This window comes from Pseudoalteromonas sp. L21 (assembly GCF_021728035.1).
Classification (GTDB): domain Bacteria; phylum Pseudomonadota; class Gammaproteobacteria; order Enterobacterales; family Alteromonadaceae; genus Pseudoalteromonas; species Pseudoalteromonas arabiensis.
Genome location: NZ_JAKKCV010000002.1, coordinates 128,453 through 153,944, shown reverse-complemented (window position 1 = coordinate 153,944; position 25,492 = coordinate 128,453). Strand labels below are relative to the sequence as shown.

At 40.3% G+C, this 25,492-nt stretch carries 21 protein-coding genes; 14 read left to right on the top strand and 7 right to left on the bottom strand.

All coding sequences use genetic code 11. The features are described from left to right. Positions 1 to 127 precede the first annotated feature (127 nt). The 4 genes from L3V41_RS05930 to L3V41_RS05915 are packed head-to-tail and all read left to right on the top strand — an operon-like array spanning position 128 to position 4,624. Positions 128 to 2,467 (top strand): TonB-dependent receptor, encoded by a 2,340-nt coding sequence (locus L3V41_RS05930; RefSeq protein ID WP_237127329.1) that lies wholly within the window; start codon positions 128 to 130, stop codon positions 2,465 to 2,467. Positions 2,468 to 2,511: 44 nt separating this feature from the next. Then, positions 2,512 to 2,799, top strand: coding sequence for a hypothetical protein (locus L3V41_RS05925; RefSeq protein WP_237127328.1), 288 nt, complete (start codon positions 2,512 to 2,514; stop codon positions 2,797 to 2,799). Continuing rightward, positions 2,796 to 4,403 carry a PepSY-associated TM helix domain-containing protein gene (locus L3V41_RS05920; RefSeq protein WP_237127327.1) on the top strand — a complete coding sequence of 536 codons (1,608 nt, stop codon included), beginning with the start codon at positions 2,796 to 2,798 and terminating at the stop codon, positions 4,401 to 4,403. The genes L3V41_RS05925 and L3V41_RS05920 overlap by 4 nt, the downstream gene beginning before the upstream one ends. Further along, positions 4,400 to 4,624, top strand: coding sequence for a hypothetical protein (locus L3V41_RS05915; protein WP_237115377.1), 225 nt, complete (start codon positions 4,400 to 4,402; stop codon positions 4,622 to 4,624). Before L3V41_RS05920 ends, L3V41_RS05915 begins: the two co-directional genes overlap by 4 nt. 114 nt (positions 4,625 to 4,738) lie before the next feature. Here L3V41_RS05915 and L3V41_RS05910 read toward each other — a convergent pair whose 3' ends face one another. Continuing rightward, complete coding sequence (locus tag L3V41_RS05910) at positions 4,739 to 6,715, bottom strand: ligand-gated channel protein (RefSeq protein ID WP_130152398.1); 1,977 nt, start codon at positions 6,713 to 6,715, stop codon at positions 4,739 to 4,741. 119 nt (positions 6,716 to 6,834) lie between these two features. On the opposite strand from L3V41_RS05910, the gene L3V41_RS05905 reads away from it, so the two are divergent. Continuing rightward, positions 6,835 to 7,740: a LysR family transcriptional regulator gene (locus L3V41_RS05905; RefSeq protein WP_237127326.1), complete on the top strand. Its 906-nt coding sequence runs from the start codon at positions 6,835 to 6,837 to the stop codon at positions 7,738 to 7,740. 16 nt (positions 7,741 to 7,756) lie between these two features. Here the strand turns inward: L3V41_RS05905 and L3V41_RS05900 are convergent, their stop codons facing one another. The 4 genes from L3V41_RS05900 to L3V41_RS05885 all read right to left on the bottom strand — a co-directional run bounded on the left by L3V41_RS05900 (position 7,757) and on the right by L3V41_RS05885 (position 12,115). Continuing rightward, on the bottom strand, positions 7,757 to 8,374 hold the full coding sequence (locus L3V41_RS05900) for a LysE family translocator (protein WP_237127590.1): 618 nt from the start codon (positions 8,372 to 8,374) through the stop codon (positions 7,757 to 7,759). Positions 8,375 to 8,512: 138 nt separating this feature from the next. After that, positions 8,513 to 8,800: a hypothetical protein gene (locus L3V41_RS05895; protein WP_237127325.1), complete on the bottom strand. Its 288-nt coding sequence runs from the start codon at positions 8,798 to 8,800 to the stop codon at positions 8,513 to 8,515. Positions 8,801 to 8,926: 126 nt separating this feature from the next. Next, on the bottom strand, positions 8,927 to 9,421 hold the full coding sequence (locus tag L3V41_RS05890) for a nuclear transport factor 2 family protein (protein WP_237127324.1): 495 nt from the start codon (positions 9,419 to 9,421) through the stop codon (positions 8,927 to 8,929). 240 nt (positions 9,422 to 9,661) lie between these two features. Next, the gene (locus tag L3V41_RS05885; RefSeq protein ID WP_237127323.1) at positions 9,662 to 12,115 is read right to left on the bottom strand and encodes a prolyl oligopeptidase family serine peptidase; all 2,454 of its coding nucleotides are present in this window, start codon (positions 12,113 to 12,115) and stop codon (positions 9,662 to 9,664) included. A 152-nt stretch (positions 12,116 to 12,267) separates the two neighbouring features. Between L3V41_RS05885 and L3V41_RS05880 the strand changes: the two genes are divergently transcribed. The 6 genes from L3V41_RS05880 to L3V41_RS05855 all read left to right on the top strand — a co-directional run bounded on the left by L3V41_RS05880 (position 12,268) and on the right by L3V41_RS05855 (position 18,757). After that, positions 12,268 to 13,275 carry a LacI family DNA-binding transcriptional regulator gene (locus L3V41_RS05880; RefSeq protein WP_237127322.1) on the top strand — a complete coding sequence of 336 codons (1,008 nt, stop codon included), beginning with the start codon at positions 12,268 to 12,270 and terminating at the stop codon, positions 13,273 to 13,275. After that, complete coding sequence (locus L3V41_RS05875; protein WP_237127321.1) at positions 13,272 to 14,492, top strand: glycosyltransferase; 1,221 nt, start codon at positions 13,272 to 13,274, stop codon at positions 14,490 to 14,492. Before L3V41_RS05880 ends, L3V41_RS05875 begins: the two co-directional genes overlap by 4 nt. A 149-nt stretch (positions 14,493 to 14,641) precedes the next feature. Further along, positions 14,642 to 15,868: a threonine/serine exporter family protein gene (locus tag L3V41_RS05870; protein ID WP_083515266.1), complete on the top strand. Its 1,227-nt coding sequence runs from the start codon at positions 14,642 to 14,644 to the stop codon at positions 15,866 to 15,868. Positions 15,869 to 16,089: 221 nt separating this feature from the next. Next, complete coding sequence (locus tag L3V41_RS05865) at positions 16,090 to 16,716, top strand: LysE family translocator (protein ID WP_062567593.1); 627 nt, start codon at positions 16,090 to 16,092, stop codon at positions 16,714 to 16,716. Between the two features lie 21 nt (positions 16,717 to 16,737). Next, positions 16,738 to 17,130, top strand: a complete 393-nt coding sequence (locus tag L3V41_RS05860; protein ID WP_062567594.1) for a hypothetical protein — start codon at positions 16,738 to 16,740, stop codon at positions 17,128 to 17,130. 208 nt (positions 17,131 to 17,338) lie between these two features. Further along, the gene (locus L3V41_RS05855; RefSeq protein ID WP_237127320.1) at positions 17,339 to 18,757 is read left to right on the top strand and encodes a serine hydrolase domain-containing protein; all 1,419 of its coding nucleotides are present in this window, start codon (positions 17,339 to 17,341) and stop codon (positions 18,755 to 18,757) included. A gap of 39 nt (positions 18,758 to 18,796) precedes the next feature. Here the strand turns inward: L3V41_RS05855 and L3V41_RS05850 are convergent, their stop codons facing one another. Both L3V41_RS05850 and L3V41_RS05845 read right to left on the bottom strand, forming a co-directional pair. Continuing rightward, positions 18,797 to 19,081, bottom strand: a complete 285-nt coding sequence (locus tag L3V41_RS05850; protein ID WP_237127319.1) for a hypothetical protein — start codon at positions 19,079 to 19,081, stop codon at positions 18,797 to 18,799. 140 nt (positions 19,082 to 19,221) lie between these two features. Beyond that, a complete protein-coding gene (locus tag L3V41_RS05845) occupies positions 19,222 to 19,938 on the bottom strand; it encodes a hypothetical protein (protein WP_237127318.1) in 717 nt (238 codons plus the stop codon). A 165-nt stretch (positions 19,939 to 20,103) separates the two neighbouring features. Between L3V41_RS05845 and L3V41_RS05840 the strand changes: the two genes are divergently transcribed. The 3 genes from L3V41_RS05840 to L3V41_RS05830 all read left to right on the top strand — a co-directional run bounded on the left by L3V41_RS05840 (position 20,104) and on the right by L3V41_RS05830 (position 25,351). Next, complete coding sequence (locus L3V41_RS05840) at positions 20,104 to 20,907, top strand: helix-turn-helix transcriptional regulator (RefSeq protein ID WP_237127317.1); 804 nt, start codon at positions 20,104 to 20,106, stop codon at positions 20,905 to 20,907. Between the two features lie 87 nt (positions 20,908 to 20,994). Then, complete coding sequence (tyrS, locus tag L3V41_RS05835) at positions 20,995 to 22,254, top strand: tyrosine--tRNA ligase (RefSeq protein WP_237127316.1); 1,260 nt, start codon at positions 20,995 to 20,997, stop codon at positions 22,252 to 22,254. Positions 22,255 to 22,789: 535 nt separating this feature from the next. Continuing rightward, positions 22,790 to 25,351 carry a TonB-dependent receptor gene (locus L3V41_RS05830; protein WP_237127315.1) on the top strand — a complete coding sequence of 854 codons (2,562 nt, stop codon included), beginning with the start codon at positions 22,790 to 22,792 and terminating at the stop codon, positions 25,349 to 25,351. The last annotated feature ends 141 nt before the right edge of the window (positions 25,352 to 25,492 follow it).

Genomic DNA, 25,492 nt, shown 5'->3' with positions numbered 1-25,492 from the left:
TCTTTTTTGTTCATATTAATCACTCCTTTTAAAATCTTTTAGTTTTTACTCTATTTAACAATTGTTAACAATAAGTCTCATTGATACAATGATAACGATTCTTATTACAGTATAAATGGAACCTACAATGCTTATTCTAAGAAAAACAAAGTTAGCTGCCGCTATAGCAAGTTTTTTAAGTGTCTCACTTCTTTCCCATACCGCGCTTGCTGATGAAGCTGATATTGAAAAAATTGTCGTTAAAGGCCAAAAAATAGATCGTACATTACAAGAAACCCCAGCAAGTGTAGCCGTTATTACAAATCAAACTATAGAACGTGAAAACCTAAACGACTTTTACGACGTGCTTGCTCGCACACCAAGTGCCTCAGGCATGGACGGTGCAGGTTTCAATATTCGTGGTATTGACGCATTTAATGTTACTGGCGGTGGGTCTGGTGGCTTAGCAAGTGTGTATGTTGATGGTGCTCCTGTGCCTTATCGTATGATGCAACAAGGTGGGTTTTCGACTTGGGATATTAGCCAAGTCGAAATTTTGCGTGGCCCACAATCAACGCTTCAAGGACGTAATTCACTGGCAGGTGCGGTGGTAATGAAAACCCGTGATGCCATGCACGAATACGACTTTAAAGGACGTATTGGTGTTGGCGAATATGGCACACAAGAAGCCGCCGTTGCGTTTGGTGGGAGCCTTATCGAGGACGAACTAGCATTTCGTGTTAGTGGCGAAAAACGCGACTTTGATGGTTACAACACAAATGTAGCAACAGGTGAAGAGTCTGACTTTGATAACAACGAATTTTACCGTGCAAAACTACGCTATACCCCTTCAGCATTGCCCGAATTCGAAGCCCAATTAAGCTTTATGCACGGTGAAAATGAAAAAGGGATTGATTGGGTCATGGTCGAAAGTGGTCACGAGGACTTCCCTATTAACGATATTTATGACGACCGTTATGTATACCTCGACTCACCGACGTATGAATGGGTTGATACCGATTTATATATCTTAAATCTCGACTATGACATTAATGATCAATGGTCATTTTCATCAATCACCACTTATTCTGACGCCAAGTATGGTTATGAGTGGGATGGTGATGCCAGTATGAATCCGCCACAATCAACCCTAACAGATGTGCGAACAGATGAAACAAGCACACAAGAATTTCGACTAACCTACGACGGCGACAAACTTTCGGGATTAATCGGCTTTTATTACTCTGATCTTGATGTATTTGATAGTAGTGGTGGTGAGCGCGGTATTACATTCGCGGATTTAGGTGTGCGTTCGCTCTTAACAGCGCCCACTGAATTTGGAGGTCTAGGTCTACCAGATGCATTAGCGTCGCAAGTCTTACAGTTTTACGCTGGCGCAGATCCTGTCTTTATAGGTCAAAATTCTGATTACATTCAAAAAGTAAAAACAAAAGCTTTATTCGCCGATTTTACCTATGAAATTAACGAGCAATGGGATGTTTTTGCTGGTCTTCGCTACGATAAAGAAGAACAAGCCAACGGAACCATTGCTGATATTTACATCACAGAGCAAACCCAAAACGCTTTACCTAAGCCTGAAGATTTTGCGAGTAACCCAACGCTTGCGCAACTCATTGCAGGTATTAATCAGCAGCTTTTTGCAATGGCCGATGGCGCATCAGGGGATGAACCTGTAGAAGATGCTGATTTTGACTCATGGCTACCAAAACTGGGCGCAACATACCGCTTCAATCAAGATGTTTCTACGAGCTTCACAGTACAAAAAGGCTATCGCTCGGGCGGTGTTGGTACCAACATAGCAAAAGCGACGCCATTCACTTTTGATCCTGAGTATACATGGAACTACGAATTAGCATTTCGCTCTGTTTGGCTTGATGAAAAGCTGGTAATCAACGCCAATGCGTTTTACTTAGATTGGACAGATCAACAAATTGCTGTGTTTTTATCTGGCAATCAATATGACAGAGAAACTCGCAATGTTGGTAAATCACATGTGCAAGGCTTTGAAACAGAAATTAGTTATGAGTTAACAAATAATCTTAACCTTTACGGCGGGTTAGGTTATTCAAAAACTAAAATTGATGAATTTATCACTGACGTGAATGGTTCAGACGAAGATTATCAAGGCCGTCCTTTCGCAGGGGCACCAGAGTGGACTGCACTTTTTGGTTTAGATTACTTTAATGAACAGGGTTTCGTTGCAAATATCAATGCAAGCTATACAGGAAGTTCACAACGTTTATCTATCCCAAAAGAAACAAGTGATGGCAGCGTTATCGATCCACGAAATGACGCTTATTGGTTAGTCAATACACGTGTTGGCTACCAATGGGATAACTACGGCATTTATGCACTTATAGAAAACTTACTTGATGAGAAGTCTGTGCTTTTAAAACCAGCAGGGCTTGGTAATCAAACTCTTACTTCACCTAGAACAGCGAGTCTTCGTTTCGAAGTAAGTTTTTAATTAAATGCGGCGGCTACGGCCGCCTTTTTCTTTGGGACACAATAATGACAAAAAACCACACATTTACTGCAACCAAGTTCCGCCATTTTATGGCCTGCTTACTCGCACTACTCACAGCAATTGTAATGATCCCAGCGATGACAACCTACCTCCCTTTTGCACTTGAAGAGCAGATCCTTATTCCTATTATGCTGTTTCCGCTAATTTGGGCAGGGTTATTTATTTACGCTTATATGGCTATTAAAGCTTGGCACCCTTTTCTATTAATGCTGCTCATATTACTCAGCCATGGTGCTTTAAGCTATTTCGCTGTCTCAGGGGGGCAAGCATGAAATCGATCACGTTAAAAAAGCTATTTTTACTCCATAGTTGGGTAGGAATTATTACCGCTATTTTATTATTTATTGTTTGCTTTACTGGTGCGTTGGCTGTGTTAAGCCGCCCAGAATTAAAGATTTGGGCAAACCCTGAGCTGCATCAACTCAGTACACTTCCTAGCGAAAAAATTACAGAAATAATAAATACATACCATAAAACCGTACCAAAAGAGTTTGGTGAAAATATTCATGTGTATTTACCAACGGGGCACAATACACATTTACTGACCGTATTGTTTGAATCACACCATGGCGATGAAAACTACAGTGAAGCCGCTGCCTATGCTTATCAGTTTGATCCACGAAATTATCAACTAGTTAATGAATATTATGGAACGACGAGTTACTTTTATGAACACAGAAAAACTGATGCTCCATCATTTATCGGGCATTTTCACGCTGACCTGCACTTAGGTAGACCTATTGGCCTAATTTTAACCGGATTTCTAGGATTAACATTACTTGTTTCTACAGTGACTGGTTTATTTATACATAGACAATTCTTTAAAGAGCTATTCACGTTCAGACGCAAAAAGCCGCTTGATGTCATTATTAACGATGGCCATAAAATTATGGGGATTTGGGGCAGCTTATTTCATGTAATCATCGGTTTTACAGGTGCTTTTTTAGGTCTAGCAACTGTTATTTTGCTGCCCGCTGCGGCTTTTGTTAGTTTTGGTGGTGATCAAGATAAGTTAATAGAAAAGTTCACCGCCATACCAGAACCTGTCATAAGTGAGCAATTTCAAGCCACCGATATCAATACCATTTTGCACGATGCACAAACTCGTTATCCAAAAGCTAAAATCGTCGATTTAACAATCATGGCGCACAACGATGCAAATGCAGAAGTCTACATGCGACTAATTGGTGGTGAGCAAGTGGCTTCACAACTGTTGAAGTACCATGGTTCAGGCGAATTTGTGAAGTCGATGAGTCGTTTTGGCGATATACCAGGCACATCGATAAAGGTATTAGAGCTGCTATTCCCATTGCATTTTGGCAATTTTGCAGGGCTATTTGTAAAACTCATCTGGGTATTCTTGGGACTTACAACGGCACTTTTACCCTTGTCAGGCATGATGATGTGGTTATCTAAACGCAGTAGAGGTAATAACCCAACATTAAGCCAACAAGCCTACCAACGCTGGAACAGAATTATTATTGGTACTTGTGGTGGCCTTGTAACCGCTTGCGCAATCCTATTTCCTACTCAAGTAATACTGAATAACTTCGTTGACAGCGCATTACACAATAATTACTTTGCACCACTGTTCTTTTATAGCTGGGTAGCTTGGTGTTTAATTGCCTTTATACCACTAAACTACTATCGTTTTTTACAGCTGACACTACTCACTATAGGCCTAGCATGTTGTGCAATTTTGCCATTAAATTTATTGTTTTCGTCAAGCCATGCATTCACTGCAAATAACCTTTTAATTAGCGTTGTCGATATCAGCTTTTTTGTTATTGGCAGTGTAGTCATTTACTGTGCAATAAGTAAGTTATCGGCTCGACTAACCACTAAAAAAATGGCTAAACAGGGAGTTGTTGTATGAATGTTATTTATTTGCTGATTGCGATGATGCTACTTATCACTAGTAGCTTATTACTTAGAAATACAAAAAAGTCTCACAGTTACATTGCGCTTTGTCTGTTTGTGGGTGCAAATATCCCGCTCATAATACTTTATGGTGCTATTGGTGGTATTTTTATTTCTATTGCAAGTTTTCTCGTTATAGGCCTGTTTACCGCACTTATTATGGGGAAGGCACAATAGCTCAATTTATGCTTGTCTGATTAGGTAAGTTATTCAGCATCGACAATAAAAAGCCAACCATCAAAAAGCCTGGTGGTTGGCATCTTTATAACTTTAGTGCCTAGTTACTAACAATTAAAAACTAAACCCAAGTGATACCCAATAACGGCGACCATCTTCAACATAGCCGTATTCATCTTCAGTGATTTCTTTATCAAACAGATTATAAACACCAAAACCTAACTTAATGCTGCGGCTTAAATCATAGTTACCGCCAATATCAGCCAAGGTGTAATCTGGTGCTATTAGGCTGCTTTGTGATGGCCCTGTTGTTGGCTGGCTTTCTTCACCACGGTAATGAACGCGTAACCACGTGCCTAGCTTATCAACCGGACGCCAATTAACAGAGGTTTGGACAATATGCTTAGGTAATTGGTTAAGTGGACTGCCTTTATATTCACCGGTTTTTTGCTCTGAATCTGTGTAAGTGTAATTTGCACTTACATCAAGCTCACTGGTAATATCGTAAGATACAGATAACTCAAAACCTTGCGTAACGGCTTCATCCACATTGACATAGGTTGTTGGCATCGAACCAAACTGGTTTGGTCCATCGGTACACTGTGTTAATGGGCATGAAATACGGGTAATTTTGTCATCAAATTCATTGTAGAAGATGGTGCTCGAAAGAGTTAAATCACGATTTGCATCATAATAAATACCCATTTCATAGTTTACTGACTTTTCAGGGTTCAAATCAGGGTTACCGTAAATGTTACCGCCACGGCTCACTTGCCCCCAAGCTGCGGTAGACTGACGAATATTCGGCGCTCTAAAGCCTGTTGAAATTCCCCCTTTAAGTGTTATCGCTTTTGATGCAGTGTATACACCATATAATCGAGGACTAAAATGGCCTGCAAAGTTACCATCATGATCGTAACGAAGCCCTGTTGTTAGCTTGAAACGCTTAGTTGCACTCCATTCATCTTCAGCAAACACCGACCATTGCTCATTCTCCACATGGGTTAAATCACTAATGCGGTTACTGGTGTAATCGTCCAGCTCTTCTTTTAAATACGACGCACCAAATGCAGCGTTATGATTGGTAAAAGGTAAAGTCCAGCTTGTTTGTGCATCCGTATTTTCAACATACATTTCACGAGAAGTATTATCGAATTTATCGTATTTTATGTAACTGCGTGATGAGCCAAAATCATAAAAGCCATTATGACTCAATGAATAGGTCTCTTGCTCATATTCAGTTGTTGATGATTCAGGGCAACCATTGCGCCCACAACTTTCGCCCTCAGCTAAAGGAGCAACCGTTTTACCCAATGTTTCATCGAGCTTTTGTCGTGCGCCGCCTATCTCAAGCATCACTTCGTGACTATCTGATGGGGTTAAGATAAACTTCGCTTTTAAGTTACTTTGCTCTTTGCCACGAAAGCCTGCTTCAAAATCGTCTTCATCACGCTTTGAAAATTGACCCGATAGCTGCATACCTAATAACTCAGGAATTAAACCACCCGCAGTAAAGAAACTGCCTTGATTGATATTACCCGACTCACTTGACTCTTGAATGGTGCTGTCTAAACGCAGTTCGCCATACCATTTTTCTGGTGTTTTGCGGGTAATAATATTGATAACCCCACCAATCGCATCTGAGCCATATAATGACGACATAGGACCGCGGATAACTTCAATACGTTCAATCGCTGAAATAGGTGGAGTCCACGCCCCTTCAACACCTGGGCCATCACTGTTTGGGCGGGTTTCGCGTGAGGTTTGGCGTTGACCATCAATTAAAATTAAGGTGTATTGGTTTGCCATACCACGTAGGCTAATGTCCTTTCGGTCCCCGCCGCCTGTTACAACAACACCGGGCACGTCAGTCATGGCATCTGTTAAGTCACGATAAAAGCGTTTTTCTAGTTGTTCACGATCAATCACACTAATACTCGCAGGCGCTTCTTTAAGCATTTGCTCATAGCCAGATGCTGATACCACGATTACTTCCATATCTTGTTTTTTATCATCTGCATTTGCGTAGCTAGACAATCCAGCTAACACTGCTGCGCTAAGTGGTAAAAGCGTAGAAACTACCCTCGACATAATAATACTCCGTGACATTTGTTTTATAAATGATAATAATTAGCGTTTGCGATATTAATGAGAAGTCCCTATTTCTACAATTTACGATTTCTTAAAACTGAATTAAGAAGGCCTGAACAATGAACTCAAAATTAGTTAAAACATTACGAGTATTTTCTCGAACAGTTGAAACAGGCAATATGAGCAGTGCCGCAACAGAGCTGGCAATGACCACATCTGCGGTAAGCCAACACATCAAACATTTAGAACAAGAGGTTGGGTTAAGTTTATTTAATCGAAGCCCAAGAGAATTGACCCTAACAGAAGCTGGGCATGTGTATTATCAAAGCTGTTTGAAAATGCTCACACTGGCAGAACATGCCAGTAGTAAATTGCAAAATTTGCAAAGAAATCCAAGTGGGGAGCTAAAACTGGTTGCGCCGGTTGGTTTTGGCAGTGGTTTATTGAGTGAGCCGTTAAAACAGCTGATCCATCAATTTGATGATTTAAGCATTCAGCTTGTTTTAACAGATGAACCTGTCGATATGATCAAATCTGGTGCTGATTTGGCCATTGCAATCGGCCCTTTAACAGACTCTAATTTAGTGGCTCGTAAACTCGCAACATGGCCACTTAAATTATGCGCCCATAAAGATCACCCGCTCAGCAAAATTCAGCACGCAACATGGAATGATCTTGAATGCCATGCCAGAGTTTCCCATATCAGCGCCGACAGTAATGCATTCAATGCACTTACCCTTGACAGTAAACCATTACCTAAGGCAAAAATTATCGTCAATAATATGCAAGGTCTAACCAAGCTAGTGTGTGATGGCGTAGGTTATGGTGTACTGCCTGAGCCTGAAGTGAGAAGTTTATTAAAAAGCAAAGAGCTTATAGAAATTGCTCCTGAGTGGTCTTTACCTGACTATACTGTGTTCGCCGTTACACCCGCTAGAGATAGCCTTGCAGCGAAAACAAAAACAGCAATCGAGACACTAAAGCAATGCTTTAATCTCGTAACCAACGATAAAGAGCTCATTTAATTAGAAAAGTGTATGGTTAGCCCAAAGCTAACCATACACCAACAGCCATCATCAAAGCACCGGCAATACGGTTCAACCACTTAACGTTATCGCCTTTATCTAAAAACACCCGCAAGCTCTTACCACCAGTGGCATAAATAAGCATACAAATAAACTCACTAAGCATAATAATACTCAGCAATATAGCTAACTGAGGTGCCACGGCGGCATCAACATTAATGAAAGGAGGCAAGAGTGATATCATAAATGCCCACCCCTTAGGATTCGCTATCGCAGTAATAAACCCTTGCGAGAATAATTGGCTACGCGCTATTTTCTGCTCAGCCTCGCTGCCAAGTTTAAAGCTTGTTTTTGCGCGCCACATATTGATGCCAAGGTAAATAAGGTAGGCCCCTCCTAAGTATTTTAAAACAGCAAATAACTCAGGGTAGTTAAGCATTATACTGGCAACCCCAATCACTGCAGCAATAGCAACCACTGCAACACCAAGCACTTCGCCTGCCATCATCCAAAGAGTACGTCTAACGCCTACACTCATACCGAGTGTCATGGCAAGTGTCATACACATTCCCGGCGTAATAGAAACAAAGAAAAAGGTCGGAATAAAAACCGCGAGTACTGCCAAATCGAGCATAAATGCAATCACATGTTCGTTGCTTAAAAAGAGAAAGCGATTAAATCACATTCATTTCAATAAGCAAACAAACACGCGATCACTGACATCACAACATGACCAACATCACTACACGCTGTGCTTGTGTTGAGCTAACAACTAATCGAGCAAAAATGATAAGCGCTCATCAGCTTTAGATGGCGTAAACTCAATGATTTCAGGTTTAACTACATTTTCGATTACAAAAGGATCTTCAGCGACAATTTCTTCGATCTCCTGCTTGGAAACACCGACTGCAATAATGCCGCCGCCTGCGTTAGGCTGTAAGCTTCCAGATAACACAAAGATACCTTTATCAAACCCCGACTGAAGCCATTTTTTATGGCCTTCCATGAAATCTTTAGCTTGAGATTTATTATCTGAGAACGTTAGTTGAATTATAAACATTTTTACTCCTTTTTACGTATTACTTGAATTCACTTTCAAAGTACCAGAACTATTTAAAGCACATAAACATACTAACTTTCATATGATGCTAGTTTGGAAAAACATAATATATTTTGTATATAAACATTACTCATGATACTTACGAATTACCGCAACTTTATCATCTTCTAGTTCAAGCACTTCCATCATTGTTTGAGAATATTCAATCAGCTGTTTACTTTGTGGGTGTACACCTTTTGCATAACTTTTGTATCGAATCGCAATGGCTGATTTGTTAAAAACAAATACGTCTAATAACGTCGCTTCATATTCAGTATGTGCTCCCAAGTAAAAAGTCATCCCCTTTCTCATCAACTCTTTGCCATCAGGTAATCTGGAATCATCAACAACATAAGGTAAATGGGAATGCCCAATATCGTCTGTTAGTAAAGACAGGTATTTTTCTAACTCAACACTAGATGCATTAGGAGACTGAGTAGCTGTCATAAGCTTGAAATATGTTTGTGCGAATTTTTCCAAATCTAACTCTTTAGAAGCTAAAGAAAAAGAAGAGGTTAATAATAAGTAAGCAATAAAATATATTTCATTAAAACTCCATTTTTTAAATAAACTTAATATCAAGCCAATGGGCTTTTTCCATATCTAGCTCAATTTAATCTCAATATCTTTAACAACTAATTATTAATAACAGAAAATATTACCTCTATCTACAGCAAATAAATGGCAAATTGATATTTGGCTAATGTAGTAACAAAAACAACTGATTAAATCGATTTCTTTACTTTGAAAGAAACTTTACAACCATAAATACAAAAATCCCCGCTTCGAGGGCGGGGATTTTTAATATAAACATTTAACTAATTACTGAGTGACACTTTCAGCGGCAGCTGGCTCTGCAGGCTCTTCTTCACTTAGTAAGTATTTATCAAGCCATTGCTCTTGCTCCCACAGCACATGCAATAGGCTCTTACGAGCGCGGTAGCCATGAGCCTCATACGGCAGCATCACTAAGCGGGCTTCTTTACCAAGGCCTTTTAATGCCGCGTACATACGCTCGCTTTGCATCGGGAATGTACCTGAGTTTGGATCTTCTTGACCGTGGATCATTAGCATTGGCTCATTGATTTTCTCAGCATGGAAAAACGGTGACATAGCCGCATACACATCTTGGGCTTGCCAAAAATCACGCTCCTCACCTTGGAAACCAAATGGCGTTAAGGTGCGGTTATAAGCACCACTGCGAGCAATACCTGTTTTGAATAAATCACTATGAGCTAATAAGTTTGCCACCATAAAGGCACCATATGAGTGACCAGCTATAGCAATGTTATCTTTATCTGCAATGCCCCTTTCAACTAACACATCAACCGCAGCTTTAGCACTTGCCACCAGCTGTTTACGAAATAAATCATTTGGCTCTTTGCCATCAACACCCACAATTGGCATTTTCGGATCGTCAAATACCGCAATCCCTTTTGCAAGATAAGGCATTGGCCCCCAATAACCAATATAGGTAAATTGATAAGGAGACTCACGTACCTGTGAAGCAACCGCTTTATCTTTATATTCAAGTGGATAAGCCCACATTAATACAGGTAATGTGCCTTGGGTTTTATCATAGCCTGGTGGCAGGTATAAAGTACCGCTTAGCTCAACACCATCATCACGCTGATAACGAATAAGCTCTTTTGTTACCCCTTTAAACTCAGGGTAAGGATGCTCAAACGTCGTTAGTTGTGTCAGCGTATCGTCGCCTAAATCACGGATAAAAAAGTTAGGTTGCTCGGTTTTAGATTCTCTAATGGTAATGAGTCGCTCACCTTCATCATCCAGCATCGCACGAATACGTTCATAATAAGGTGCAGCCGATTGCCAAATACGCGTTTTTGAGTTCGTTTTTACATCATAGCGATCTAAAAATGGGATATTACCCTGTTCTGATGCCCCATTACCACGTAAGAAAATATAACGCCCGCCAACGACTTTGATAACACTTACACCGAGATCGTTTCGCTCATAAATGGGTTTACCTGGATCCTTATAAGCATCGTTATAGCTGCGCTCTGAAAATAACACGCGATTTCGATCAGCATTGCGCGGCTGAATAACGTATGTGCGTAACTGCCTATCACTAAAGCGCCATTCAGATAACAGTGCAACATTATTATTGCCCCACTCTATTGAATCAAAGCGACGTTCGACTTTAGCAAATAATTTTGGGTCACGTTTAAACGGTGCACGCAAGCTATAAAGATAGTCATGATGAGGCACGTCTGTTTTCATATCGCCGCCATCTTGCGCCTGTGCCCAAATAACTTCTGCGCCTTGATCTGCACGCCATTGAAACTCACGAGGACCTGTACGAACACTGTCATAACCTTGTGGGATGTTGTCTGCTAGCGGCTGCTTAGCAAGTTCAGCTAAGGTATACCCTCGCATACCCCATATTTGCCATGTGGCTGCAAACCGGCTGTAAGGAACTTGATATGAGAATGGCTCATCAATCATGCCTACTAAAATATTGGTTGAATCAGGTGAGACTGAAAATGATTTAATTAAGCCTGGTTGGCCAATCGGCTGTGCCTGACCACTAAGCGGAATATAGGTAAGTTGGCTTTGTCCATAAAACTTAAATTGCGCCTCATCAAATGGGCTACTAAGTAAATTTTGATACGTACGCGCAGGGGCTTTTTCACCGCTACTTTGTTGGATAACAGGTACAACCCCCGTAGTGTCATTCGAAAGGCGTGCTTTGCCTAAATTAACGGCTGCATTAGCAACCAAAGCGCTGCTATCTGGTAGCCAACTATAGGGCGAACGAGTAAGCACTGAGTTTAAAGCGGTGTCACTTAACTGCCTTGCTTGTTTAGTACTGACATTATAAACCCATAAGTTTGCAGCAGACGCTTGTTCTACAACGAACGCTAAATACTGGCTATCGCTAGACCAACTTGGCGCGCGAATAATGCCTTGAGGTAACCCCGTTACCTCTATTTCGGTGCCTGTTTCAACATGCTTTAGAACAATGTTTGTAAATTTTGTTCGCTCTCGAGAACGTGAGAAATTAGCAGGGTTAAGCTTTATACCCGCTAACTTAAGCTCCTCTTTTGACAGGTCTTGTAATGTTTCAATGCGTTTCCTATCGAATAACGCCAACCACTGACCATCATTTGATAGGTAGCTACTGGGCGCTAACTTGGCATCAACAACAGCCGCAAGAGCTGGTGACGGGGTTTGGTATCCTTCGTTGGCAAAACTTGAAGTACTCACGGATACGCCAATAACTAGCGCAAAAAGCAATTTAAATGCTTTCATATCGGTTCCTTTTTCGTTTTTATTCTCGATAATCTAGACAGTTTAGGGCAATTCATAAAGAGTTTCGACTCTTTTAGCTGCCAATCAGTGACTTAAACCTGAAAATTACGCTAAAATAAGCGTACTCTTTTCACTACTTCTCGCTAAATATAATGATTAAAAAAACAGGCAAAGTCACGATTTGGGATGTTGCTAAAGAAGCTCAAGTATCCAAATCTACCGTGTCTTTAGTCCTAACAAACAGTGATAAGGTCAGTAAAAAAAGTAAGGATAAAGTACTTAGCGCAATTGAAAAGCTGGGGTATGTATACAATCGTGATGCAGCGGCACTAAGAAGTAAACGCTCAAACTTGGTTGCCCTTGTCATTAATGACTTAACGAACCCCTATTCTGCGCAACTGGCAGTGGGCCTTGAAAAGCATATTTTAGCTTTAGGTATGTTGCCTATGTTGGTTAACATTGCTGAGGATGTTGAAAGGCAAAAACAGGTTGTAAAAACATTAAAAGAATACAATGTCGCTGCCTTTATAATGTGTCCGGCTCCGGGCACTGAGCAAAGCTGGCAAGATGAGCTAATAGAAAGCGGGTTTCCTGTTATTAATATTATGCGTGAAATCCCATTTTCGGCAGCCCCTTGTATTCTGCCGGATAATAAAAAAGGCACGCATGTAGCCACCTCCCATATTCTGTCACAGGGTATTGATGACATTGCTTTTTTAGGTGGTACTAGTGAAATATCTGATTACCATGAACGATTAAGCGGCTTTTTATCGGCTTTAAAACAATTTAACATTCATGATGAAAAATGCGTCATTGAAGCCCACACCAATCGCCAAGGTGGACGCGAAGCATTCGATAAATTGATTACGCAGGCACCCAGTACGCAAGCAATTATTTGTTTTAATGACGTGATCGCTTACGGCGTTATTGAGGCAATGCGCCAACATGGCCTTGAGCCTGGAAAAGACATCAAGGTCGTTGGCTTTGACGATCTTGAAGACTCACGCTTGATGCTCCCCTCTTTATCAACCATTGCTATCAATGCCGATGAAATAGGCAAAAGAACCTGCCAAGTACTCAACGAATTGCTCAATCAGTCGACTCCCCCTGTTCGAACCTTGGTGGACGTCAACCTACAAATAAGAGACTCAAGTAAATGAAAAAAGTGTTAGTGATCGGCTATGTGTGGCCTGAGCCAAACTCCTCTGCAGCCGGCACGCATATGATGTCATTATTGCGGGCTTTTCGCAGTGAAGGTTGGCAGGTTGAATTTGCAAGCCCTGCACAAAAAACAGAACACATGGTCGACCTCAGTGATGATGGCATTAGCACACAGGTTATTGCACTAAATTGCTCAAGTTTTGATGACTATGTGCAATCTTACAATCCCGATATTGTGATGTTTGACCGTTTTATGATGGAAGAACAATTTGGCTGGCGTGTTGATAAATACTGCCCTAACGCCCTGAAAATTCTCGACACTGAAGACCTTCAATGTTTAAGAAACGCCCGCCACGAAGCACATAAAGCAGGGCGCGAGTTTACCACGGCAGATTTACACAGCGATATTGCAAAACGTGAGATTGCCGCCATTTTGCGCTCTGACATTAGTTTGATCATTTCACACTTTGAAATCCAGTTACTGAATGACGTATTCAACGTTGATGCAGCTTTGCTTCACCACCTCCCCTTTTTAGTTGACTTAACAGCATTGCCCCAAGCCACTAAGTCATTCAGTGAGCGCAAACATTTTATGACGATAGGTAATTTTCGTCATGCGCCAAATTGGGATGCTGTTTTGTACTTACAACAAATTTGGCCGCTTATTCGAAAACAATTGCCTGATGCCGAATTACATATTTACGGCTCTTATCCACCACCCAAAGCCACGGCACTTAATAATCCAAAAACAGGCTTTTTAATTAAAGGCTGGGCTGAAGATGCCTTTAGAGTAATGGAAGAAGCTAGGGTGTGCTTATCGCCACTGCGTTTTGGGGCTGGGATCAAGGGTAAATTACTTGAAGCGATGATTATGCAAACACCGAGTGTCACTACCCCAATTGGCAGTGAAGGCATGCACAAAGAGGAACCTTGGCCGGGTGCCCTATGCGAAAGTACCGAACAGTTTGCCGACGCAGCGGTTGCACTGTACAAAAACGAAGCGCAATTTACTCAAGCCCAACAACATGGGCAACAGTTACTGCAAAAATATTATGATAAATCAAAGCTTCAAACCCAACTAATCGCTAAAATAAAGGCCGTGAGTGAATCTCTTATTAGCCATAGGCAAGCAAATTTCACGGGGCAAATGCTGAAACATCACACTATGCGTTCAACACAATATATGGCGCAATGGATTGAGGCAAAAAATAAGTAAATTCCTCTTAAATATTACTAGACATAGTGGCGTTTGCCGCTAAAATCGCGCTGGAAAATTTAACCGATATTGTCTTTAGCAATGACTATATCTTATTGAAATTTGGTCTATCCTTAACTGAACAATTTAACCTTTGGTTCAAAACACCTTTGAAAAACGCAACGTTTACTGAAAAACGAAAATTTATCGTTAAGCTGGGTAAAATGCTCCATAAATATGGCACACCTGCTTACCGACTTGAAGCACACCTAATGGAAGTTGCTACATACCTTGGGCTCAAGTCTTCCTTTGTTATGTCGCCCACATCCGTTACTTTTGTGATCTGGACAGACGGCCACGAAGAAGAATACACCCATGTTGCACGTGTAGATCCTGGCGATCACGATTTAGGCTCTCTGGCTGATACCGATGACTTAGTAAACAAAATGCTCAATGGCGAGTTAACATTACAAGAGGTTGATAAACAGCTCGACATTATTTACACCATGCCTAACCCGTACAACAAATTTACCACAGGTGTCGCGTTTGCAACCTCTGGCGGTGCATTTGCAATGTTAATGGGCACCAGCTGGAATGATGTATTTTGGTCAGCATTACTCACGCTCATTGTTTATTTATTTGTACTTTGGTCAACACGTTCTAAACGTGTCGCTCATATGCTCGAACCATTAGTTGCAATCGTTTCAGCAATTTTAGCCTGTGCAATTAGTGTCTATCTTGATGCCGAAATAAACATACGCTTAGTGGTGCTTTCTGCCATTATTGTGTTTATACCTGGGCTTGCCCTTGCCCTTGGGCTCGCTGAACTTGCAGCAAGACACTTAGTATCTGGCACTGCAAGGGTGATGGACTCCTTTATGCTGTTATTTAAGCTTTATTTTGGTGCTTTTATAGGGATTGGAATTGGCTTTGCCCTCTTTGGACAAACAGACTTTATACAACCTGAGCCATTACCCAAGTGGACAGCTTGGCTGGCTATTTTTATGCTGTGTAGCAGCCTAATTGTCATTTTTAGAACTAAAATTAAACATGCCGTTTGGTCTATTGCCTCTGGCTTCATTGCTTATGGAACCAGTATCGGCTCGGCAATGTACCTAGATTACACATTAGGTACTTTTGTGGGTGCACTTGCTGTGGGTGTGTTTAGTAATTTATTTAACCGTGTAGCAAATGCGCCTGCTTCTATTGTTGCTATGCAAGGCTTAATTGTATTGGTTCCGGGCAGTAAAACTTATATTGGTCTTAACTCATTAATTGAGGGTCAAGATTTCGTATATGCTGATCACATAGGTCAACAAACCTTTTTGATCTTCATGTCGCTCGTGGCAGGCCTTATATTCGCAAACGTTGCGTTGCCACCGAAAAAGAGCTTGTAACACTATTAAGCCCTGGGTTCCCTAGGGCTTTTTGCCAAAAACAACTCATCAATATCAATACGAATAAAGGTTAAAAATTCTTTCCCCCTATCGAGTGCTTCTTTACATTAGTCCATATTACTAGTTTACAAAAGCAGCATTCAATGAAAGTATAAATAAAGTACACATCGTCTTTAAAGATATAGTTATTTGCTTTATTTGCCATGTAACAAGGAGGTTTCATGTTCCCAATCGAGGTTTTTGTAACTTATACACTTGCTTGCTTATTGCTCGTTATCTCTCCTGGGCCAGATAATTTACTCGCGATTGGACGAGGATTAAGTCAAGGTCGAATGGCGGCGGTTATGTCGGGAGTGTCTTCTGGTGCGGGTATTTTATTTCATGTTATTGCCGCTACTTTTGGCCTGACGCTGTTAATTCAAACCTCTGAAGTCGCATTTTATGCCGTAAAACTAGTTGGTGCCGCTTACCTAATTTGGTTAGGTGTAAAAGTGCTACGTACGAAAAACCTCTTTTCATTAGAGCCTGCTAAGAAGCAATCTCTAACAACTATCTTTTCTACCGGCTTTCTTTCAGCTGCATTAAACCCCAAACCTGGGATCTTTGTTCTGGCATTTGTACCCCAGTTTGTGAACCCTAACTTGGGTTCAGTAACGATTCAAATGATTGGTTATGGAGTTTGGTTTGCGATATTAACAGCAATTGGCTTTAGCCTGATGGGTGTTTTTTCATCGCAACTCTTTAAATGGTTGAAAGATAAACCCAAGCTAGTCTCAGGGCTAAATATTGGGGCTGGGGTCACGTTTGTTTCTTCAGGGCTCGCTGTCGCATTTATGAAACAGCGATAAACAATTGGTAAGGAGTTAAAAATGAAATGTCCTGAGGATGGTCAACCATTAAAAGCTGATGAAGCTGAAGCGCATACGGGTTATGGATGTGCATCATGCAAAGGAGCCTGGCTACCCAAAAGTTACGTTCAATCCATTAAATTCACTAAAGAATTTGATCCAAAAGATTTTTTTAGTGCATTATCAATCTCTAAAAGCCAAACGAGCAACAACCAATGTCCCATGAATTGTGGCGCTTTACGTTCAACGAATAATCTTAGCTACTGCCCTTCTTGTCTAGGCGTTTGGTTCAAGCATAAAGCACTTAGAAAGATGCTTAACAACTACCAAACAAAAAGAGATAACGCAAACTCCGCCGATACGCCAATTATGGCTGAAGGTATTTTTTCTTTACTTGGGGCACTGTTTAAATAGCAGCATAGTATGCAGTAAGTTCGCGTAGATAGATTTTTAAAAAGCATCAATGAATCATTAATTTAGCATCTCCATATTATTGGTAATAACTAGCAGTTTTTGCACTTAATGAACGCCAAAATTAGTTCTTGCCGCATAAAAGTAGTGGACGAAGATAAAACAACTAACACTATCTCCACTCTGTCTTTTCATCAGCAAAGGAATTTCAATGAAAACGTTTTTATTAATCATAACCACATTACTTTATTCTCTCCCCTCATTAGCGAATAAAGCGTTAGCTCCCACATTCATCAACGTATTTAATGAAGGCCCGCGCCTTGAGGTCATTGATTATGTTTCTAATAATATGTCTGAAAATGTAATAGAAAGGTTTGGTATTGATGCGCATGTAGGCGACTTTCTAAACTCCCAAAATACCTATGGCAAGCTCAAGCTAATAAAGGTTTTACCACCCGAAGGTAACAATGAAATAGTCGAAGTTATATCCAGCAACAATAAGCTAAAATATAACCTAATTATCAATAAAGAAGAGAACCCTCCTCATAAATTTAATTATTTCACATTACAAGACCCTGAATCGCAGGAAATACCTAAACAGCCGATCTCTAAGCAAGAACTAAAAAAAGCACTGTCTAGCTTTATAAATAACCTAGCTGCTAAAGATGCTTTTTCAGGCTCTGTCTTAGTCGCTAAAGGTCGTGACATCATTTATCAAGACGCTGTTGGCTATGCAAATCGAACATGGAATGAAAAAAATAAAATAGATACACGATTTGCCTTAGGCTCAATCAACAAAATGTTCACTGCAATTGCGGCATTACAGCTAATCGAGCAAGGGAAATTAAAATTTGAAGATAAGCTAATCCAGTATGTTGATAAGAGCTGGCTACCCAAAGAACACGCTGATTTGATCACTATCAGGCAGCTCATGACACATACATCAGGATTAGGAAACTTTTTTAACGACGAATTTAATCAAAGTAATAAAGAAATATACAGAGATCTAGCTGCATACAAGCCACTCATATCAAAGAGCGAACTGCTATTCAAGCCAGGTACACGAAACCGCTATAGTAACTCGGGAATGTTAATGCTTGGCTTAGTTATCGAAAAAGTCTCTGGCGAAAGCTATTACGAATATGTTCAAAAAAATATTTACAATAAAGCAAATATGCCTAATTCAGGAAGTTTCGAGCTTGATTCGGTAACAAATAACTTAGCATCTGGTTATTTAAAAAGATCGTATAGCGACCAGTGGGTAGACAGCCGTTACACCAGAGCAGTTAAAGGCAGCCCCGCAGGTGGCGGTTTTTCTACTCTCGAAGATTTACATAACTTTTCTCTGGCTCTAACCGAGTTTAAATTACTCAGTAAAGCTTTTACCGAAGACGCTTACTCTGAGAAGACACAATATAACTCTGCTTTTTGGTATGGCTATGGTTTTTCTGTAAGTGGCGAGCCTAACAATCGTAAAGTAGGACACGGCGGTGCCTATTTAGGGGTTGATGCGCGTTTAGATATTCATCTTGATAGTGGATTCATTGTCGTCATACTAGCAAACCAATCAGATGTAGTCGCCCCAGTGAGAAGAAAAATTGACGAGTTAATCAACCGTTATAATCTATAGGCTAAAGTTTCCAAGGCTCAATATATCTTTCTCAAACTGCTATTGTACTTTGACACCAAACTTGATTAAAAAAGCCATAAGAATAAATAATCCTACGACTGCTAGAGATGAATATTTTATGGCTTTGCATACCCACACTTTATCTTCTCGATAGTATTTAGCTCTGAATAGCTTAAAACCATTATAAATAGCACCTGTTCCACTGTAATAGCTAGTGAAAAGCTCTTTCTCTGCGTATTTTGGAGCTAAAATAAACAAAACCATTAAGAATAAAAATAGAGTCGCTGAAAGTATCATTAGAATACTAAGAAAATAATCTATCATTTCATCTTACCGGTAAGCACCCAACCATTACTCTTGATAAATGGTACTAAAGCCCTTGTATTTACGATTTACCTAGATTTAAAGGCAAACAGGGAAAAGTCAGGCTTATTCAAATTTTAAAGAATTAGCGTAGAATTTGGTTATTTCCGTGTTGTATTCATGCTCAGTTGTGCTGAAACATTGTCATATAACTTTAGCCAACTGGTTTTGTAGCCCCATGTCTTATTAAAGCCTTCATCACTTCTTGAAGCTTCTAGCATCTCTTTGAAATCGAACACATCAGCAAAGTTTTCTTCAGTAACATTAAACCTGCCCCACCCCTTGTTTTCAAACACAATATTTTTTAGGTAACTAGACTTAAATTCATTAATAGCCGATGCTAAAGCTTCTGTGTTGTTTAGCTTGGTTTCTAAAAATTCTTTTTCATTGTCTGTAAGCGCACCCGTTGCTTCTAATTTGCCAGATTGATTAATAGCAATTCCCCAATCTTTATCCGCTAAAGCTGGCTGCTGCTGACTAATATCTGACATCAACCTGTCATAAGGCGACAACATCTTCTCCACAGCTTGTGGTACACTGCCACCTGGCAAATAAAGCTCCCCTAACGCAATCGCTTTTTCTCGCATCGCTTCATCAATTGTTTTGCTCAAATCAATCTTGCTAGCACTCATGGTAAGAGGCTTTGTGTATGTTGGTTCTGTTTCAGATGTTGCGCTTTTTTGGAAAGTATCTGTTGCAAGCTTACTTAACTCATCATTTAAGCGAAGCTCAGTATCGACAGGTGTTGCTAATTTAACTTGTTGATTGTTTTTGCTTTGTTTTAAGCCAAACAACATAGCGCTAGGATTAATCTTCATAACACGTCCTTGATTATATAAGATAGATCTTTATCGGCGACATAAGCCATTACATTAGCTTATTTAAACTTTTACACCTCACATCACTCTCATAAAACCCATCACTTTTAAAAATACTCCTCCCTGCGTTATGATGTACCAAGCGCATTATTACCTCTTAATCTCATGATAGAAAAAACATTTAATCAGTTACTCGCCGCTTCCATTTCGGCAATTAATTCAGTCACGTTTACGCCTAAGTTGGTGGCTTTTATCAATCATATTGTAAATTTTGATTGTGCTGTTGTAACGGGTTTAAGAGGTAATAAACATCCTATTTATTTGTATGACTCAATTAAAGAGTCACGTGAGCTACTTTTTGAGCGCTACTTAACGGCATCGTTTCGTGATGATCCCTTTTATCAGATGATTTTAAGCAACAAAAAACAAGGGGTTCATTCTTTAAAGGATATCATTAACAATAAAGCTAAAATCACCTCAACCGATTACTCACTTTTTTACTTACAAACAGGTTGGCAAGATGAGCTTTGCCTCGTTATTGAGATAGAGCCTGATCGCTGGGTCATTATTTACTTAGGTAAAACCAAAAAAGACCATGTATTTACTCGTGAAGATATAAACACATTAAAGTCACACTTCTGTCTAATTCAGTCACTATGTCAGCAACATTGGCTACAAGCAGAATTTCTTCTCGCTGAATCTTTATTGCAACCTGCGCTTCACACTGAGAAAAAACGCGAATTAATTAAGCGTGCTCTATTCACTTTTGGTCAGCACTTACTTACAAAACGTGAAAAACAAATCGTAACCTTAATTATTCAAGGCCTTGATAGCCAAGAAATAGCAACCCAGCTTGGTGTATCTGAAGGCACTGTTAAAAACCACCGAAAACGCATCTATGCAAAGTTACACGTGGCTTCATTAAGTGAACTTTTCCAACTTTTCTTAAACCACCTCATTACGCAATAAAGCTAAAACTGTCCCTTTTGAGATATACAAATCGCTGTTGTCTATTCGTACTCTGTCAATCTGATAGTAAAAATGAAGACAAGACAGATGACACTTATTCAACAATTAAATGATCGCGGGCTAATTGCTCAAGCCAGTAATCTCGAACAGATGCAGCAGCAACTCAATGATGCACCTCAAACTGTGTACTGTGGTTTCGACCCAACAGCGGGAAGCCTTCATATTGGTCATTTAGTACCACTTATTATGCTTAAGCGCTTTCAAGACGCGGGTCATCAAGCAATTGCGCTTATAGGTGGCGCTACAGGTATGATTGGCGATCCGAGCTTCAAAGCTAATGAGCGCAACTTAAATAGCGAGCAGATAGTCACTGACTGGGTTAAGGCATTAACAAGCCAAATTCAAAATTTATTATCACCTCATTTAGATAAACCCTTACTAACGGTTAACAATGCTGATTGGATAAAGGAAATAGATGTCATCACTTTTTTCCGTGATGTAGGCAAGCACTTTTCTGTCAATAATATGATTAACCGCGAGTCAGTAAAACAACGTCTGCACCGCGCTCAGCAAGGTATTTCGTTTACTGAATTTAGTTATTCTTTGCTACAGGCTTACGACTACGCACAGCTAAATCGTCAGTATGGTTGTAGTATACAAATTGGTGGTAACGATCAATGGGGTAATATTGTCAGTGGCATTGATCTTACTCGCAGGCAAAATAGCGCTCAAGTCTTTGGCTTAACCTTGCCGTTAATTACAAAATCAGATGGCACTAAATTTGGAAAAACAGAAGGAGGCGCGATTTGGCTTGATGCAACAAAAACGTCTCCTTATACTTTTTACCAATTTTGGTTATCAACAAGCGATGCTGATGTTTACACGCTTTTGCGTTATTACACCTTTTTAAGCTGTGAAGACATTAATGCAATTGAACAACGAGACAAAGCAAGTACAGCTAAACCTGAAGCACAGCTGATCCTCGCAGCAGAAATGACACGCTTTGTTCATGGTGAAAAAGGACTTAAAAGTGCACAGCGCATAACACACGCTTTATTTACAGGTCATGTTCAGCAGTTGAGTTTAAGTGAGCTAAAACAATTAGAACTCGATGGTATGCCTTGCATAGCAAGTGCAACGCAAAACGTGTTAGCGTTATTAGTAGAGGCAGGCTTAGCTAAATCAAAGCGTATTGCGCGGGAGCTAATAGACAGTAACGCCATTAGTGTCAATGGCAATAAAGTAACCTCAGATAATCAAGAGCTTGATTTTGGGTTATTTGATCACTATTGGCTAATCCAACGTGGTAAAAAACACTTTTGCTTAATTAAGCGACAAGGTGCCTAGTAGCCTTCACTAAAATGCGGATAAACGTGCCTAAAGCAAGTTTGTTCGCATCGCCACAGCGCTGTTATTTTTCAAACTACCTGCACATGTTTACTCACAAGCGCCACATTCATAAAGAACTGTTAATAATTGCGAGTTCAAATAGCGAACATTTGCACACTTTTTCCTCTATAAGTTATGAATCGTGTGCTTATTTTTACCTTAAAATTAATAAGTAAATTTAACTTATTAAAGAAACGAAACTTTTTAAAAATTAAAAGCACCGTAAATTCAATAAAATAAAACTAAAATACCATTTAATTTAATCTATTTTTAACATTTCACAACTTTTCATTCAGATTCAAGACTCCCTTGCATTTAAAAGCGTTTAATAGCCTCTCAAACTTAAAATGACAGCGCTGCCTAAAAGCAGAGCAAGAAAAATAAGCAACCATTAAGTTGCGTTAGTTTGACAACAATTCAGTGTTATGTGCATTCACATAAGTACAAACACAAATGATAAGACAACATTTCGAATTCAAGGGGATCGACGACAATGTTAAGCTTGAACAAAAATAAATTAAGTTTAGCTATCAGCTTGTCATTGGTGGGTGCGGGTATCAGTTTACCTGTATTTGCTAATGAGGCAGATAAAGCTACCACCGATGAAGTAGAAGTTATTCAAGTCCGCGGTATTCGCGGCAGCGTTGTAAAATCACTCAATACAAAACGCTATGCAAACTCAATTGTAGATGCCGTTACATCAGAAGATATTGGTAAGTTTCCTGATCAAAATGTTGCCGAATCGCTACAACGTATAACGGGTGTATCAATGAGTCGTGCGTTTGGTGAAGGTGAGCGTATTAGTATTCGTGGTACCTCAGAAAACCAAAACCGTACTTTATTAAATGGCCAAGCGGTTGGCTCTGCAGATTGGTGGGTTGATTCATCAGCAAGCAGGGGCTTTAACTATACGATGCTTCCTTCTGAAATAGTATCTGGTCTTGAAGTCTATAAATCACCTGAAGCCGACATTGATGAAGGTTCAATCGGTGGTACAGTAATTGTTAGAACACGCAAACCTCTCGATCTCGAAGCAAATAAAATAGCAGGCTCAGTGCTGATGCAACACAGCGAGGTTTCTGGCGAAACAGACCCACAACTTGCAGGCCTTTACAGCTGGAAAAATGACAACGAAACATTTGGTGCACTTGTCTCTGTTTTTAAACAAAAACGTAATCTTCGTCGCGATGGTATTGAAGCATGGAGTTGGACACACCGTGATGTAACCCTAGAAGATGGCTCTGTTATTGAAGATGTGTACACACCTGGTGGTGGTGGTTCAGCCATGTTCACCCAAGAAAGAATCAGAACAGGTTTCAATTTAACACTTCAATACCGCCCAACAGACGATATTGATATTACCTTCAATGCACTTGATTCAACCATGAAGGCCAATAATGCCAACCAAAACTTCCTTTGGTTACCTGGCTATGGTGGTTCACAATACACGTCTTTAGATGTTGTTGATCATGACAAAGTGGGTCGCTTCGCCCAAGCTGGTACCTTTGGTTTATCTGAAACTGGAAATAATGTTCTTGATGAAACAAAAGTTCGTAATTCAGAGCTAAAAACCAATTCATACGATATTAAACTGGTTCATGAAGGCGAAATGTGGAAATCGTCTTACCACATTGGTGTAACAGAAGGTTCAGGAGGAACTCAAACAGACCGAAGCGTTGGCTGGGAAGGTAACACTGTACATAGCTACAACGCGGCAAACACTGAAAGTATTGAAACAAGTTACGCCAACGATCCTGCCGATGGTAGTTTATGGAATTTAGGCTTTTTACGTTATGACTCAAATGATGCACTCGATAAAGAATACTATGCGCAAACAGATTTTGAGCGTGCAATTGATGTTGCAGTATTCAGTAAAATTAAGTTCGGTGTTAAATACCGTGATCACAAGCGTGAAAATGTTCGCTTGCAGTCACAAACTCGCACAGATCTAAACTGGAGCCTAGCCGACTATTCAAACCCTGCACCAAGCGATTTCTTATCGGATATTGGATCAAGCGGTACATTGCGTGATTATGCCATGACGGATCTTGGAAAAGTACGCCGTGATGGTGATGCCCTCGATTGGCAATATAACCTATTGTTCGATAGTAACTTTGCAATAGAAGAAAACATCTTCGCAGGTTATGTGAAAGCAGATATCGATGTTGAAGGTATGCGTGGTAATGTGGGTGTGCGTTTAGTTGAAACCAAACAAACCACAGGTGCTTATGTAGGGCCTGCTGATGCTAAAGTGTGGCAAGAAGAAGAAACCAGTTACTTTGATATTCTTCCAAGCTTAAACTTAGCAATTGACTTAAATGACGACATGTTACTTCGTATTGGCGCTGCACGTGTTATGACGCGCCCAGACTACGCCGCGATGACGAATGCCACAACCTATAACACAGAAACTCGTGTAGGTACGGGTGGTAACTCAAATATCGACCCATACCGTGCAACACAATTTGATGTTGGCTACGAGTGGTATTTCGCTGATGCAGGCATTTTTTCAGCCGCTCTGTTCTATAAAGATTTACAGTCTACTTTAGGCAATAACACTCAAACCGAAATATTTGACGGTGTGGAAATTGAAATAAGCCGTCCGATTAATGGTCCGTCAGGCACATTAAAGGGAATAGAGCTTGGTTTCCAAACAGAAATAACCGAAGGGTTTGGGGTCGCGGCTAACTACACATTTGTGGATGGAGAATCAAAAGACTTAGAAGGCAACGATGTGCTTATTCCTGGTATTTCTGAGCATACGTATAACATCAGCACTTACTACGAAACTGAACGTTTTGGCGGTCGAATTTCTTATAACTTCCGTACTGGTTACGACACAGGTCGTGCATGGCCTGGTTATCAAGATGATTACGGCCAAGTTGATGCCACTTTTAACGTTAATATCACTGAAAACATCACCGCTGTTTTCGAAGCAACCAACCTAACAGATGAGCATACCTTCAGCTATCAAGAGGAAAGCGTTAAGCAAGCACTTACAGGCGTATATGCTGACGGGCGTCGCTTTTCTGCTGGGGTTCGTTTCAATTTCTAGTCGACACACTTGCTAACACAGGTATCCGACTATCGCCATGGATGGTGAGCCTCAATGCCCTGAGGTCTTTGAGCGGTGGACTTTGTTCACCGCTTTTTTTATTGATTAAATAGCATGTGTTGTTCTAGCAATCATGGCTAA